Here is a 15,218-nt window from a genome sequence, read left to right as displayed (position 1 = left end):
GACTTTCTGAGTGGCAGTCTGCTCTGAGCGGGTGATACTGGCCCCTATGAAGAAAATGGTCACCTTTCCGATGCTGGCCCTGGGCCTGAGCCTCGCTGCCTGCACGCCCCGCCTGACTGCCGCACCAGTCACAAGAGCACCCGTCACAGCAACTCCCTCGACCGCAGCACCTGCCAAGACGGCGCCAGCAACAACTTCCCCTGCAACGGCTTCCTCCGCTACCACTTCGACGTCTACTGCCACGACCTCCACGGCGACTTCGGCGCCGGCAGCGCAGACTGGCTTTCAGGCGCTCGCTCCGCTCAGCGAAACCCGGCGCACTTCGTTTGCGCGCGCCGAGCAGGTGATTGACCCGGCCAAGCGCTACCGTGCGGTTCTGAACACCAGCCGCGGCGCCGTGACGGTCGAACTGAATGCCAAGGCCGCCCCGGTGGCCGTCAACAACTTCGTGTTTCTGGCGCTGAACCGCTTTTACGACGGCACGCGTTTTCACCGGGTCATCGAGGGCTTCATGGCGCAGGGCGGCGACCCCCTGAGCACCGACCCGGCCCGGCGCGAGGCCTGGGGAACCGGTGGGCCCGGGTACAGCTTCATGGCCGAGCACCGCAACGGGCTGCGCTTTGACCGCCCGGGCGTACTGGGGATGGCGCGTGGCGGCAGCCTGGACTCACAGGGCAGCCAGTTTTTCATCACGCTGGCGCCAGCCGACTTCCTGAGTGGCGAGTACACCGTGTTCGGACAGGTGGTGGCCGGGCAGGAGGTCGTGAACCGCCTGACACGCAACTACACCTCAAGCCAGCCGATTGCTGGGGCCGGCGCGGACGTGCTGAGCAGCGTGCAGATTCTCGTTGGTCCCTGAGGGCTTCCACCTCATTTATGCCCGGCACGAAACGGGCCCGGCCTTGCCCTATGCTGGGACCGGAGGACTGCGCGTGCTGGACAGATCTACAGACAAGACAGGGGCTGAACGCCTCAGCACGCCTGAGCGGGTCAGCGAGCGGCTGATTGCCGACCGCAAGGTGCGCGCCCTGGCGCAGGCCGGCAGCTACGGCACCGATGAACAGTGGGCCGGCAGCCTGCCCACCTTCGTCGCCTTCGAGCGCGGCGTGACGGAGATGCACGAGGACGTCCGGGCCGGGATCAGCGTCATCCGGTACCCGTACGAAGCGCTTGACCAATGGCGCGACTGGCAGGTGGCCCAGCAGGAGGCGCCGCTGGCGCTGCTGGCGACCAGCCGCGTGCTGTATGACCCGACCAATGGCTTCGGCCGCATCCAGCGCACCCTGTGGAATCTCAACGAATCCCAGCTCGCGGCGTACCGCGCCGAACTGATCAACGCTGCGGCAGAGCGGCTGGACGCCTCGCGCAGGCACTACACCGGCCCCGGTCACGGCGCACAGGAGCAGTTGCTGGCGCTGGCTGACGCGCGCGATATTGCCCTGACGCTGCTGTATCCCGCCCTGCTGACCTACCTGCATGCGTGGCCCGAGTTTGAAATCCGGCTGCCTCATGCCTGGCGGGCACGGGCAGGCCTGCGCTATCCCAAGGCCGTGTATCACCTGGAAGGTCTGTATGCGTTTGGCGGCGCCGATGAAGCCCGCCGGGTGCTGCTGGCCACCCGTGGTCTGGGACTGGTCGAACAGGAGCGCCGGGCCCGGGCTGCCTTTCAGGCCGGCTACTACGATGGGGCAGTGCGCTACCTGCGCGACGAGGCGGCGCGCAAACACCGGACCGACCTCGACCGCTGGGCCCACCTGAGCAGCGCCCGCCGCGACAAGCTGGGAACCCTGCTGGGAGTCACCCGCGCGCCGCTTGGACCAGCCGCCCTGGCGGTGGCCACCGCCATGCTCGAGGCAGTCCGCGAAGGCCATTAACGGGCGCTTTTGCAGTCTCTGCTACAAAGGGCGCTTTCATTTGAAAGCTGTTCAGTACTGGATAACATGGCTGGACTGTCCCGCACACGACACGTACCGGAGGAGTCCCCACCTCTGATGCCTACCGTAAGAGTTAAGAGACCTGACGCGGCGCAGACTGCACAGATATGAGCCGAATCGTCGCGTGGCGCCCGCCTGCCGGCCTGGGTTCGCTGTTGCCGTCACGCTTCGACCGGCAGCTGGTCGCGCTGCTGCTTGGCTTCGCAGTGGCCCACCTGGCTTTTATTCTGCTTCCTCACCGCTCTGAACTGGTACGGGAATGGGCTGGGAATCTTTTTTTCCTGCCGCCTTTTGTCATCAGTGCGGTGCTGGCCCTGCGCGCTGCGGCCCGGCACCCGGCGCAGCGGGCGTCCTGGATATGGTTCGGCGGCGGGCAGCTGGGCTGGGCCGCCGGGCAGATCATCTACACACATCTGGACCTTGTTCAGCTCTCCTCGCCATACCCGTCGATGGCCGACGCTTTCTTCCTGGCCCTGATTCCGTGCTTCATCATCGGGCTGCTGCTGCTCAGCCGTTCGCCTGTGCCGCGTCAGCAAAGGCCGATTCTAGCCCTTGATACCCTGATTATCGTTTCCGCCCTGGCGGGCGCCTACTGGGAGGTGGCGATTGGCCGCAGCATCGTCGGCCATCAGGGCAGTGCCCTGGCGATGGCTGTCGGTGTGGCCTACCCGGCGGCAGATCTGCTCCTGATCGCGCTGTTGACCGTCTTCTGCGTGTGGCGCCCCCGCGAATTCGCGGGGCCCGATACCCTTGCGCTGACTGCCGGACTGCTGAGCCTGCTAGTCGCTGACGCCGGCTACCAGATCAAGACCGCCGCAGGAACCTATCAGGTCGGCTTTAGCCTGGACCTGTTCTGGACAGCTGCCACGACCCTGTTTGGACTGGCCGCTGCGTTGGCTGGAGTGACCCTGACCCACCGGCGCGTCCGCTGGGAACAATTGACCCAGGGGTGGTTGCGCGCGGCGGCTTTCGGCCAGTTGGCCCTCCCCTACCTGGCCATAGCGATGGCCCTGAGCCTCGCCGCGCTGCATTACCTGTTTCCCGACCACGAGGCTGACGGCGTCATCCTGATGGCCTTTGTGGTGGTGGTGCTCTCCTCTGTCCGGCAGTTCCTGACCCAGCAGGAAGCCCGGCGGCTGCAACGCGACCTTGACCTGCAGGCCAAACACGATCCGCTGACTGGTCTGGTGAACCGGTCGTTCCTGCTGCACCTGCTGGAACAGGCCATTCTCCGCGCAGACACCCGTTGTGGGGTGGCGGTGCTGTTCATTGATCTGGACCGCTTCAAATCGGTCAACGATATTCATGGCCACGCCGCTGGCGACGATCTGCTGCGTGAGGTGGCGCGGCGACTTCAGGGTGAGGTCGGTCCCCGGGACACCGTGGCGCGGCAGGGCGGGGACGAGTTTGTCGTGATGGCCACCGGCATTGACCACACCTCGGCGGTCAGTGACATGGGGTACCGGGTACTTCAGGCTTTGAGCCGCCCATTCGCGGTCGGGAACGAAACGGTGTCTGTCTCGGCCAGCATCGGGGTCACCCTGTGCCCGGCAGACAGCTCCACAGCCAGCGAGGCCCTCAGAAACGCGGACATCGCCATGTACGAGGCAAAACGGCGGGGCCGCAACGGGATGCAGTTCTATAACCAGCAGATCGAACAGCAGACCGCCGAGATTCACCGCATAGAAGTTCAGCTCAGGGGCGCCGTCGAGCGCGGTGAGCTGAGCGTGCATTTCCAGCCCCTGGTTTCGCTGGCATCCCGGCAGGTCCGGTCCGCCGAGGCGCTGCTCCGGTGGACTTCGCCGGTGCTGGGTATCGTCTCTCCGGCGACCTTCATTCCTGTTGCCGAGCAGCGGGGCCTGATTCACGCCGTCGGGAGCTGGGTGCTGGATACGGCAGTGGATCAGGTCCGTCAGTGGCGGGCCGCCGGGCAACCGGACCTGGGTGTTTCCGTCAACGTCTCACCGTTGCAATTCGAGCGCGACGACTTTGTTGCGCAGGTACAGGCGACGTTGCAGCGCCACAGTCTGGCGGGCAGCGCCCTGACCCTTGAACTCACGGAAGGCTCGCTGCTCTCGGATTTCGCGGCGTCGAACATCAAGCTCAGAGAGCTGCGGGCGCTGGGCATCCAGGTGGCAGTGGACGACTTCGGAACCGGGTACTCGAGCCTGGCCTATCTGCGCACCCTGCAGGTCGATATCGTCAAAATCGACCGGTCGTTTATCTGGGCCATGCAGGACGACGGCCTGACCTTCGTCGAGGCCATCGTGCGCATCGCCCATCATCTGAAGCTGCGGATCGTGGCCGAGGGCATCGAGACGCCGGAGCAGTGCTGCAGCCTTCAGACGCTGTCGTGTGATCTGGGACAGGGCTACCTGTTTTCAAAACCCCTGCCATCCGCTGAATTTCTGGCCTTCGTGCAGGAAACCAACCGCGCCACACAGCCAGACGCTGCTCACGCACTGCCGCACGGTGCACCCGGGCCGGAAGAGCAGGCAAACTGACTTCAGGAAGCAATCACAGCAGCCAAACCCTGAACTCCGCATGCCTTCGTCAGCACGGCCAGCCCAAGAGCTCACAGGTGCAGTCCTGAGTCAGCGCTTTGTCCCGTGAGTCTCCTGCCTGACAACCGCCACAAAAGCAGCGGCTCCGCGCTCCCATCAGGCCGCAAGACGCATCTTTGTTCCCCTGCAGGCTCCCCAGGCTGTGCGGGCTAGCGGAGAGGCCGGAGGGCCGTCACGCTCTCGACGCGGTTGCGGCCTTGCTGTTTGGCCAGATATAGCGCCTGATCGGCCTGATTGATCAGCACTCCGGCGTCGGTGCCGTGCTCGGGATAGGTCGCCACCCCGAGACTGACCGTGACCTGTCCAAGCGCCTGACGCTCGTAGTTCACCGTCAGCTCGGCAATTTTCTCCCGGAAGGCATGTGCCCGGGCCAGGGTATCCTCGTGCGAGGCATTGAGCAGCACGATGATGAACTCCTCGCCGCCGTACCGGCAGATCATGTCCTCGGCCCGGAAAAACTCCTGCATGGTTTTGGCCACCGCCATGAGCACCGCGTCGCCCGCCTCATGGCCGAAGGTGTCGTTGAATCTCTTGAAGTGGTCGATATCCGCCGCCAGAATGCTCACGGACTGCTGGGCCCGCGTCGCGCGGTGAAGTTCGCGCTCCAGGGTCTCTTCCAGATACCGGCGGTTGAACAGCCCCGTCATGGGATCGCGGATGCTCTGCTGGCGCAGGGTCTCCCGCAGGCGCAGATTGCCGATGGCCAGCGAGATCTGCTGGGCGACGGTCAGGGCAAAGGACCGGACGTGCTCGGGCACCGACGCGGCTTCCGGCCCGCCGAAAAGCTGAAGAACCCCCAGAGCCTCGTTCTGCGCCAGGAGAGGAATACACAGGTACATGCCCGCCTGGCCGTCGTGATGGGCACAGGTGGGACTGAGTTCGGTGGGCTCATAGGCATGGCCGCGCCGCAGGGCCAGACACGAATCCGGGTCACGAACCGTACCCACGGTGTCGAGCGCAACGTCTCCCCACACCGCGCGGGTTTCCAGCAGGTTCTTTGACGACTTCAGGGTCAGGAACGTGCCGCTCCAGCCACTGAAGAGGTGCGGCAACGCCTGACTCAGCACGCGGTACCCTTCTTCCTTGTCCTGGCACGATTGCAGGGCGTCACTGAGTTCAGCGAGCTGACTGACTTCGCGGTGCCGCCGTTCCAGAATCATGTTGCGGTCGGCGACCTCGTTCTGTGCGCGTTCCAGGGCCCCTGCCATCTGGTTGAAATCCTCGGCCAGCAGGCGCGGCTCGTGCAGGTCGCTCAGCGGGGCGCGGGTGGTCAGGTTTCCGGAGGCCAGTTCGCGGGTCGAGGTGCGCAGGCGGTCAAACACCTGCGCGACCCCCGAAGCCAGCCGGGCACTGAAGAAGATGCTCACCAGCAGCGCGAACAGGACCCCCAGAGGGGCAAACAGCTGCAGGCGCCTCAGATTCGCCTGATTGAGGGTCTCCTTTTGCTGCACCTCCCGCGTCAGATGTTCGCTCAGGCCAAGAAGCTCCCTGCGGATGGCATCGACCACCACCTTGCCCCTCTGGGTCTTGACCAGAGCGACCGCCAGTGCAGGATCTTTCTGGTACGCAGCAAGCTGCGGGCGTGCCGCCTCGTCGAGCCACTGCTCAACCTGCCGCTCCACTTTCTGAACCACCTGAAGATGCTCGGCAGCATGTTCAGGATCGACGTGGTCGGTCATCAGCTGACGTTCCAGTTCCGACAGTTCACGTGGCAGCCGGGTCCTGGCCGCCAGGTGAGGCATAAGAAACGCCGATTCGCCGGTCAGCAGATAGCCGCGCAGTCCCGTTTCCAGATCAAGCACACTGTTCAGCAGCGCGGTGATCTGGGTAATTTCCTCCTGCTCCTGCTGGATTTCGCTGACCAGACGGTTGTTCTGTTCAATGCTGACATACACCCCTACCCCCCCCAGCAACGTAAAAAGCCAGAGGACGCTGAAAGTGCGCAGGATAAGGGTAGACAGACGCATGAGGTTCACCGAGGCATACCGAACAGTAGCCAGGATTAAGCTATGGTAAAGCCTCTTTCCATGCCCTTACAGCTGTGTAGGCTACAGATTAGCCTGTTCCAATCCGGGATTGTGCCAGCAGTTTCAGGAATGTGACAAACCATCCCCGATTTTTTTATTTAACCTTTATAATTTAGCAGTGAACCTCTTGCACCATTTTCTGCTGATTGACGACAATCTGGCAGACCAGCTGCTGGCCGAGGAGGCATTTCAGCAGCTGTGTCCGGACTGCACTCTGACGTGCGTCACGGACGGGAAAACCGCGCTGGACCTGCTGAGACGAAAAGAGGTTCAGCCAGACGTCATTTTGCTGGATGTAAACATGCCGGGAATGAGTGGGTTCGAGGTGCTGGCCGCACTCAAGGCAGATCCCGAGCTGGCCCTGCTGCCGGTCGTGATGCTTTCGACCTCGGGTGCCAAGTCGGACGTCCGGGCAGCGTATACCCTGCACGCCAGCTCCTATCTGGTTAAAGCGCAGGAGTTCGAGCAGTTTGTTCAGCAGATCGATACCTTCCTGGCGTTCTGGCAGAAAAATCAGGTTGCCCGCGAGTAACAAAGGGGCCAGGAGGAAAGCGGCTGCGGCGGGGTAGTGGCGGACTGGGTACTGGCTGCCAACAGCCAGCAGAGGGGCTACGGCGCAGAAGTGTCAATGCATGTCTCCCCTGCCCAGCGCGTAAACATTTTCAGCTGAAGCCATAGCACCACGGGGCACAGCTGATCATCACAGTTCAGACCTGAATCCGGCAGAAATGATCGGGGCTGGCCATCAACCTGGGCACGCGGTGGCGGTAGAGCTGTCGCGGGCTTCGCACAATACCTGCTCGCAACGGGGCCACGAGCGCCTGATCCGCTGTTCGGCAGGATGGCTGCGAAGTGTTCACACGTCTCCGACAACGCTCAGCAGGCCCCGGTGCAAAGGAAATGGCCGGAGCACCTGAGCTCCGGCCATTCTTCAGGACTGAGTTCAACCAGCCTGCGCCACTTCACTGCCCGCCGCCCTGTCCGCATCACCAGACTCCACGGTCCTAGGCGAGGTCAGCTGACCGGCGGTCCGCACGCTGACCGAGCGCTTCTGAGCCGCTTCACTGCGGGGAACGCGGATGGTCAGGGTGCCATGGTCGAAGTCGGCCTCGACCTTGGTCAGATCGTACTTGGCCGGCACGCTGAACGTGCGGCTCATGGTGCCGTAGGGACGCTCGACGCGGTGGGCGGTGCGGCCGTCGGTGCGGGAGTAACGGCGCTCGGCCTGAACGCTGAGCGTCTGGTTCTCCGCCTCGATCTGAATGCTTTCGGGCGACACGCCAGGCAGGTCAAGGGTCAGTTCCAGGCCCTGAGCATCTTCGTGCACGTCGACGGGTGGGGCCAGACGGGCACCCTGGCCGCCAGAGTTGCCGAAGGCACGGTCCATACGCTGAGTCAGTTCTTCAATTTCACGGAAGGGATCAAATCGCATCATGGTGTGGCCTCCTGTGGATTGGAGGCACAGGTCGGGCTGGGCTGTCCGGCCCGCTCCTCGCCTGTCTGCAAAAACTATAAAACCTGAGTGTTAACGTGTCAAGTTTAGTGCGTCTGAAGAATCCGGACCTGGAATCCTATTGCCCCATGATCGCCATCACCGGACAAGACCAGAGCCGCAGGCAGCGACCGGACTGTTAGACTCCTTGGCGGCCCCGGCACCATGCCCGCGTGCCTTAGACGTCACCACCCTCTCTCAGCCGGCCCGTGAGCCGGCACCCGCCCCGTGAGGCAGGAGAAGGAGCCCCCATGACTGACCTGATGACCTGCCGCCAGCCTGCGCTGGACGGCCTTTTTTTTGTGCTGCGGAGCCTGCTTTGAACGCTCCAAAAGCCACCATCCTGACGGCCGATGAGGTCCGGCGGGCCATGACCCGCATTGCGCACGAGATTATCGAGCGCAACAAGGGCGCCGAGAATCTCGCCCTGATTGGCATCCACACCCGTGGCATTCCGCTGGCCGAGCGCCTGGCCGCCAAACTGAGTGAACTGGAAGGCGTCACGATTCCCACCGGCATGCTGGACATCACCCTGTACCGCGATGACCTCTCGGAGGTGGCGCATCAGCCGATCATCCGCGAGACCCAGGTGCCCTTCGACCTGGGGCAGCGCCGCGTGGTGCTGGTGGACGACGTGCTATACACCGGCCGCACCGTGCGCGCCGCGCTGGACGCTCTGATTGACCTGGGACGCCCAGCTGGCATTCAGCTGGCGGTGCTGGTGGACCGTGGGCACCGCGAGCTGCCCATCCGAGCCGACTACGTGGGCAAGAATCTGCCTACCGCCGCCAGCGAGGTCGTGAAGGTCAAGCTGCATGAAACGGACGGCGTGGACAGCGTGGAGCTGTGGGACCTGGAGGACCTCAAGTGACCTCGGCCACCTCCACCCCAGGGCCGCGCCCCCGCCACCTGCTGGACTTTCATGACTGGACCCCCGAGCGCCTGACCGCGCTGCTGGACAACGCCGACACCATGAGTCAGGTGCTCGACCGACCGGTGAAAAAGGTCCCGGCGCTGCAGGGCCTGACCGTATGCACCGTTTTTTTCGAGAACAGCACCCGTACCCGCACCTCCTTTGAACTGGCCGCGCGGCGCATGAGCGCTGACGTCATGACCTTCGCGGCGGGCAGCAGCAGCGTCAGCAAGGGCGAGTCCCTGCGCGACACCATGGAGGTGCTGACTGCCTACAAGGTAGACGCCTATATCGTTCGTCACCACGCCGCCGGGGCCGCACATCTGGTCGCCCGGTACAGCGGCAAGCCCGTGATCAACGCGGGGGACGGTCGCCGCGCCCATCCGACCCAGGCGCTGCTCGACGCCTACACCATCCGCCAGGAGTACGGCAGTCTGGAGGGCAAGCGCGTGGCCATCATCGGCGATATCCGCCACAGCCGCGTGGCCCGCAGCAACGCCGAACTGCTGCCCAAGCTGGGCGCCGAGGTCGTGCTGTGCGGCCCGGCGACCCTGCTGCCGCGTGATCTGGCCGCACTGCCTGGAGTCACCGTCACCAGCGACCCGCGTGAAGCGGTGTGCGGGGCCCACGCCGTTATGGCGCTGCGCCTGCAGCAGGAGCGCATGAACGGCGGCTTCCTGGCCAGCCTTCAGGAGTACGCCGACACCTATCAGGTGAACGAGGCACTGCTGCAACACGCCGAAAGCGGCGCCATCGTGCTGCATCCCGGCCCGATGAACCGCGATCTGGAAATCAGCAGCGACGCGGCCGACGGCGGAAGAAGCCGGATCCTGAAACAGGTCGAGAACGGCCAGGCCGTGCGGATGAGTGTGCTGTACCACCTGCTGGTGGGCCGGGAGTAACCATGAAGGAACTGACCATCAAGAACGTGCGCCGCGTCGGGTCTGACGCCCTGGAATCGGTGACTGTCGAGGGCGGCGTCATCAGGGGCTGGAACCTGGGCGAGCTGGGTGAGGTCATTGACGGCCAAGGCGGCACGGTGGCCCCGGCCCTGATCGAACTGCACGCCCACCTGCGGGAACCCGGTCAGACCGAAAAAGAAGATCTCGCCTCCGGGCTGGCAGCGGCGGCGGCGGGGGGCTACGGCACGGTCGTCTCGATGCCCAACACCCGTCCGGTGGTGGACGATCCGGCCATCGTGCGCGCGCTGATCGAGAAGGCCAATAGCCTGGGCTTCGCGCGTCTTCGCCCGGCTGCGGCCCTGACACGCGGCCAGAAAGGCGAGCAGCTGGCGGAACTGACGGCCCTGAAAGAAGCGGGCGCGGCCATGTTCACCGATGACGGCCTAACCAACGAGAACGCCCGGACCCTGCGCCTGGGCCTGGAATATGCCGGCAGCCTGGGGATGGTCGTCAGCGTGCACGCCGAGGACGCCACCCTCCGGGCCGACGGCGTGATGAACGAGGGCCCGGTGTCCGAAGCGCTGGGCCTGCCGGGCAACCCGGCCGCTGCCGAGGCCGCCCGAGTGGCGCGGGATGTGGAGATCGTGGCGCAGACCGGCGCCCGGCTGCACGTGCAGCACCTGTCCACCGCCCGCGCGCTGGACATCGTGCGCGAGGCCAAGGGGCGCGGCCTGCCAGTCACCTGCGAGGTCTGCCCACATCACCTGACGCTGACCGACGAGAAGCTGCGCTCGTTCGACGCCATCTACAAGGTCGCGCCGCCCCTGCGCACCCAGGCGGACGCCGACCATCTGTTGCAGGGGCTGCTGGACGGCAGCGTGGACTGTATTGCCACTGACCACGCGCCGCACACCCGCGCGGAGAAGGAACGCGACCTGCTGGAAGCGCCCAGCGGCATCGCGTACATCGAACTGGCCTTCCCGCTGATGTGGACCCGCTTCGGTGAGCAGCTGGGTCTGGAGCGACTGCTGGACCTGATGACCGGAGCAGCCGCGCGCGTGATGGGCTGGCCGGAGCCGACCCTGGATGAAGGCGCTCCGGCGGATCTGGTCGTGCTGGACCTGCAGGGGGAACGCGAAGTGAATCCCGCCAGCTTCAAGAGCAAGGCGAAGTTCACCCCCTGGGCAGGAGAGAACCTCCGAGGCTGGCCGACCCTGACGGTCGTGAACGGAAAAGTGGCCTACCAGCGTCAGGACTGAAGACACAAAACCCAGCCGCCCGCTCCTTTTAGGGATGCAGGCGGCTGTTCTGTTTACAGGTCGAGCGGATCAGGGTTCTGGCTGTTGAGCTTCCCCTGGTCCTTCTCGTGCTGACGAAGGACCGTGTCCTTCTCGTCTTCACCGATCCCCGGGTTGAGCCGTTCGGTCTTGGCGGCGGGCAGATCGGCGCGTTCGGGATCGTTGCTGTCGGTCGTGGCGAGGTCACCGGGATCAGTCATGTGTCGCTCCTTTTGGAGCCTCATGCTGGCATTCAGAGCCACCTGCCGGGTCAGAAGGCCCTCATTCCTCTTGGGGAAGCGTTAAGCGCGACCACCCGAACCTTCAGCCGAAGACGGCTTGGCCGCCACCGAAACTACCGGACGAATTGCGCGCGGTCCTTGACTGCAAACCAGGCGTCAGCATCGGCCTGCGGGCAGTGGGCGTGGTGGCGACCTGGGGGCGTATCAGGCCCAAATACCATCCGCAGAAGATGGGGATTCAGGTGCGCGTAGCCGCTGAGCACCCTGGCCTGCTGTGTCCGCGCCTGAATCAGATCAGCGGATGGGCCCCAAAAGACCAAGGCCAGCCCTGTACCCATATCGGGCGCACCGGTGACCTGGGGTGTCCTGCAACCTCAGGCAAGACTCAAGCGTCGGCTCCGACGGCCTCACCGATACGGCCCACACCATCACGCTCCAGCAACTGGCCCAGACCACGGTGAATGCGGGCAGGCAGGCCAGGGCCCTCGTAGATCAGGCTGCTGTAGACCTCGACCAGACGGGCGCCGGCCCGGATCTTGGCATAGGCGTCGTCCGCCGAGAAGATGCCGCCCACGCCCACGATGGGCACTGCGCCCCGGGTCAGACGGTAGGCATCCCGCACGAGCGCTGTCGCCCGCCGGGTCAGGGGCCGCCCGCTGAGCCCGCCGGCCTGCTCACGGTGCGTGTGCGTCAGGCCGTCGCGTGACAGCGTGGTGTTGCTGACGATCAGCCCCTGGACCCCGGCATTCATGGCTGCGCCTACGCTGGCCTCGAAATCCGCCGGGTGCAGATCCGGGGCCAGCTTGACCAGCACCGGAGGTGTCCGCCGGGCCGTGCGCAGGCGCTGAGCTTCTGCCTCGTTCAGCACGGCGCGCAGCAGGACTTCAAGTTCCGCGGAGGCCTGCAGCGCACGCAGGCCCGGCGTGTTGGGACTGCTGACGTTCACCACAAAGGCGTCAGCCACGTCATACAGCGCCTTCACGCAGGCCACGTAGTCCTGGCTCGCGTCCTGCGTCAGCTTGTTCTTGCCGATATTGACCCACACTGGCACCGTTCGCCGCCCCAGACGCGACAGCCGTGCACGCAGCGCCTCGGCGCCCGCGTTATTGAATCCCATGCGGTTGATCAGGGCCCCGTCGGGGGGCAGGCGGAACAGCCGCGGCCGTTCGTTACCAGCCTGAGGCTGTGGGGTCACCGTACCAACTTCGACAAATCCGAAGCCCAGGGCGCTGAAAGCCGGCACCGCCACGCCATTCTTGTCCAGGCCGGCCGCCAGACCAACCGGTGAGGTGTAGGTATGCCCCCACAGCGTCTGCACCAGCCGGGGGTCGGCAGGAGCGCTCAGGCGACGGGCCACGGCAGGCCAGCCGGGAACGCGAGAAGCCAATGCCAGGGCGTTCACGGTGAGGTGGTGGGCGTCCTCGGCGTCCAGGCAGAACAGCGCGGGCTTGATCACTTGGCGGTACATCGGTTCCCAGGATAGGCGTTTGGGGGTTATGGCAGCTTGAGTGCGCCGAAACTGCCGGAAGAAGGCGCCTGACAGCTCTGTCCCCGGTGCTGGACGATCAACTGAGCCCGGCAGGATTCCTCTGGGTTATCTTGTTCTAACTCCTCTGTTGCCGGCCCAGTTACCGGATCATCAGTGGCCAGCCGCAGTCCTGGCATCCGGTTTGTCGTGCACTGCCAGCCGTTCGATCAGGGTCGCGGAAGCCTCATTCAGACCGAGCAGTTCGACCGGAGTGCCCTGACGACGGTAACGCAGAACGACCTTGTCGAGCGCAGCCACCGACGAGCCGTCCCAGAAGTGGGCATCGGTCATATCGATCACCACCTGCCGCGCCGGAGCAGTGAAGTCGAACTGCTGAACGAAATCATGGGTGCTGACGAAAAACAGTTGCCCGCTGACCCGGTAGGTGCAGGTGCCGTCAGGAGCTTCGCTGTGCGTCACGCTGGACAGTTGCGAGACCTTGCGGGCAAACAGCAGGGCGCTGAGCACCACGCCGACCAGCACGCCGCGCGACAGGTCGTGGGTCAGGACCGTCACCAGCACCGTCGCCAGCATGACCAGGGTCTCCCCTTTCGGATGCACCGCCATGCTTTGCAGGCTTCCCCAGTCGAAGGTGCTGACGCTGACCACGATCATCACCGCGACCAGGGCCGCCATGGGAATCTGCACCAGCAGCGGCTGCAGGACCAGAATCAGCAGCAGCAGGAACAGACCTGCCACGAAGGTGGACAGCCGTCCACGTCCGCCGCTGGTCACGTTGATCATGCTCTGGCCGATCATGGCGCAGCCGGCCATGCCGCCCAGGAACCCGGTGGCGATGTTGGCGATGCCCTGCCCGCGTGACTCGATGTTCTTGTCACTGGTGGTGTCGGTCCGCTCATCGATCAGCTGCGCGGTCAGCAGACTTTCGAGCAGACCCACGAAGCACAGCGTCAGCGCTACCGGAAAGATAATGTTCAGGGTCTCCAGATTCAGCGGCACCTGTGGCAGGTGAAAGGGTGGCAGGGCGCGGGGCAACTCACCCATATCACCGACCGTCTTCACGTCCGCGCCGGTGAGGACTGCCACGACGCTGAGGGCCACGATGGCGACCAGGGCGCTCGGGACCGCCCGGAACACGCGGGGCAGCAGATAAATAATGGCCAGCCCGGCGGCCACCATGGCGTACATCTGCCAGTTCGCCCCGGCAAACTGCGGCAGTTGGGCCATGAAGATCAGGATGGCCAGCGCATTCACGAATCCGGTCATCACCGGGCGCGGCACAAACTTCAGGTACCGGGCCAGCCGCGCCCAGCCGAAGAAGATCTGAAGCACCCCGGTCAGCAGGGTGGCAGCAAACAGGTATTCCAGTCCGTGGTCCCGCACCAGCCCCACCATCAGCAGCGCCATCGCGCCGGTCGCGGCACTGATCATGGCCGGACGCCCGCCGATAAAGGCGATCACCATGGCGATGGTGAACGAGGCATAGAGACCCACCTGCGGGTCCACCCCGGCGATGATCGAGAAGGCGATCGCCTCGGGAATCAGGGCCAGGGCCACAACCAGACCAGACAGCAGGTCGCCGCGCGGGTTCTGGAACCACTCGTGCAGATAGACCTGGAGCCTGGAACGTTCGGGAGGGGAAATGGTCGTCATGAAATGCACCTCGCTGGTGCCGTGATCACCGGCCGCTTAAAAAAGCAGCTGAAAAGCAGGTGCGCAGGGCGCGGACATGCTGGAATTCGGTTATCGTCAGGGGCGTCTCTCGCAGTTCCTGTGTAAGGTCCCGGGGACGCCGCACCTGCGGCCCGGGCAGTATGACGTGCGCGGGCCAGACCTGCAAGTATCGCTGCTCAGGTCCGGCCCGGAGAAGACAGGTTCAGGCGCTGGGATAATGGGGGTCGAGCTGCACCAGGCGGGCATGCTGAAGCTGCTCGCTCTCCACGATCAGGTCGGCTAGGGTGGTGCTGCCCAGCACGTCTTTGAGGGCCGCGTCCACACGGTGCCACAGGTTCTGGGTGCCGCAGACGTTCTGATGGTCGCAGGTATGGTCGTCTTCCACGCAGGACACCGGCGCCAGGCTGCCTTCCATGGCGGTGACCACGTCATAGGCGCTGATATCAGCGGCCGGCCGCGACAGCCGGTAGCCACCGTGCGCCCCACGGATGCTCTTGATAAATCCGGCCCGGCGCAGGTTGCTGGCAATCTGCTCCAGGTAGTGCTGGCTGATGCCCTGACGTTCGGACACGTCCTTGAGCGGCACGGCCTCACCGTCGCGGCGGCCGATCTCGATCAGGGCGCGAAGGCCATACTGTGCTTTGGTCGACACCCACATATTCAAATTGTACCTCTTAATTCCGGGTCAATTGTAGGGAATTAGA

General features: G+C 64.6%; 13 protein-coding genes. 7 read left to right on the top strand and 6 right to left on the bottom strand.

The features are described from left to right. Nucleotides 1-46 precede the first annotated feature (46 nt). The 3 genes from IEY49_RS07140 to IEY49_RS07130 all read left to right on the top strand — a co-directional run bounded on the left by IEY49_RS07140 (nt 47) and on the right by IEY49_RS07130 (nt 4,438). Nucleotides 47-859, top strand: coding sequence for a peptidylprolyl isomerase (locus IEY49_RS07140; RefSeq protein ID WP_189005947.1), 813 nt, complete (start codon nt 47-49; stop codon nt 857-859). Nucleotides 860-932: 73 nt separating this feature from the next. Then, complete coding sequence (locus IEY49_RS07135; RefSeq protein WP_189005944.1) at nt 933-1,874, top strand: hypothetical protein; 942 nt, start codon at nt 933-935, stop codon at nt 1,872-1,874. A gap of 167 nt (nt 1,875-2,041) precedes the next feature. Further along, nucleotides 2,042-4,438, top strand: a complete 2,397-nt coding sequence (locus IEY49_RS07130; RefSeq protein WP_189005941.1) for a putative bifunctional diguanylate cyclase/phosphodiesterase — start codon at nt 2,042-2,044, stop codon at nt 4,436-4,438. A gap of 209 nt (nt 4,439-4,647) precedes the next feature. On the opposite strand, the gene IEY49_RS07125 is transcribed toward IEY49_RS07130, so the two are convergent. Then, complete coding sequence (locus IEY49_RS07125; RefSeq protein ID WP_189005938.1) at nt 4,648-6,465, bottom strand: diguanylate cyclase; 1,818 nt, start codon at nt 6,463-6,465, stop codon at nt 4,648-4,650. A gap of 187 nt (nt 6,466-6,652) precedes the next feature. Between IEY49_RS07125 and IEY49_RS07120 the strand changes: the two genes are divergently transcribed. Further along, nucleotides 6,653-7,057, top strand: coding sequence for a response regulator (locus IEY49_RS07120; RefSeq protein WP_189006548.1), 405 nt, complete (start codon nt 6,653-6,655; stop codon nt 7,055-7,057). 411 nt (nt 7,058-7,468) lie between these two features. Here IEY49_RS07120 and IEY49_RS07115 read toward each other — a convergent pair whose 3' ends face one another. Further along, nucleotides 7,469-7,960, bottom strand: a complete 492-nt coding sequence (locus IEY49_RS07115) for an Hsp20/alpha crystallin family protein (RefSeq protein ID WP_189005929.1) — start codon at nt 7,958-7,960, stop codon at nt 7,469-7,471. A 376-nt stretch (nt 7,961-8,336) separates the two neighbouring features. On the opposite strand from IEY49_RS07115, the gene pyrR reads away from it, so the two are divergent. From pyrR to IEY49_RS07100, 3 genes are read left to right on the top strand one after another with little or no spacing between them, the layout of a single operon-like run. Then, entirely contained in the window at nt 8,337-8,888 is a 552-nt protein-coding gene (pyrR, locus tag IEY49_RS07110) for a bifunctional pyr operon transcriptional regulator/uracil phosphoribosyltransferase PyrR (protein WP_189005927.1), read from the top strand. Next, a complete protein-coding gene (locus tag IEY49_RS07105; RefSeq protein ID WP_189005925.1) occupies nt 8,885-9,832 on the top strand; it encodes an aspartate carbamoyltransferase catalytic subunit in 948 nt (315 codons plus the stop codon). The genes pyrR and IEY49_RS07105 overlap by 4 nt, the downstream gene beginning before the upstream one ends. Nucleotides 9,833-9,834: 2 nt before the next feature. After that, nucleotides 9,835-11,091 carry a dihydroorotase gene (locus IEY49_RS07100; protein WP_189005923.1) on the top strand — a complete coding sequence of 419 codons (1,257 nt, stop codon included), beginning with the start codon at nt 9,835-9,837 and terminating at the stop codon, nt 11,089-11,091. A gap of 53 nt (nt 11,092-11,144) precedes the next feature. Here IEY49_RS07100 and IEY49_RS07095 read toward each other — a convergent pair whose 3' ends face one another. The 4 genes from IEY49_RS07095 to IEY49_RS07080 form a co-directional block, all read right to left on the bottom strand. After that, on the bottom strand, nt 11,145-11,330 hold the full coding sequence (locus IEY49_RS07095) for a hypothetical protein (protein ID WP_189005920.1): 186 nt from the start codon (nt 11,328-11,330) through the stop codon (nt 11,145-11,147). A 406-nt stretch (nt 11,331-11,736) separates the two neighbouring features. Beyond that, on the bottom strand, nt 11,737-12,819 hold the full coding sequence (locus tag IEY49_RS07090) for a quinone-dependent dihydroorotate dehydrogenase (protein WP_189005917.1): 1,083 nt from the start codon (nt 12,817-12,819) through the stop codon (nt 11,737-11,739). A gap of 171 nt (nt 12,820-12,990) precedes the next feature. Continuing rightward, nucleotides 12,991-14,493: a SulP family inorganic anion transporter gene (locus IEY49_RS07085; RefSeq protein WP_189005914.1), complete on the bottom strand. Its 1,503-nt coding sequence runs from the start codon at nt 14,491-14,493 to the stop codon at nt 12,991-12,993. A gap of 223 nt (nt 14,494-14,716) precedes the next feature. Continuing rightward, nucleotides 14,717-15,172: an RrF2 family transcriptional regulator gene (locus IEY49_RS07080; RefSeq protein WP_189005911.1), complete on the bottom strand. Its 456-nt coding sequence runs from the start codon at nt 15,170-15,172 to the stop codon at nt 14,717-14,719. Nucleotides 15,173-15,218 lie beyond the last annotated feature (46 nt).

It is taken from the genome of Deinococcus malanensis (assembly GCF_014647655.1).
Classification (GTDB): domain Bacteria; phylum Deinococcota; class Deinococci; order Deinococcales; family Deinococcaceae; genus Deinococcus; species Deinococcus malanensis.
Note: the sequence above shows the minus strand (reverse complement) of the source record. Positions and strands in the feature narration are given on the sequence as shown.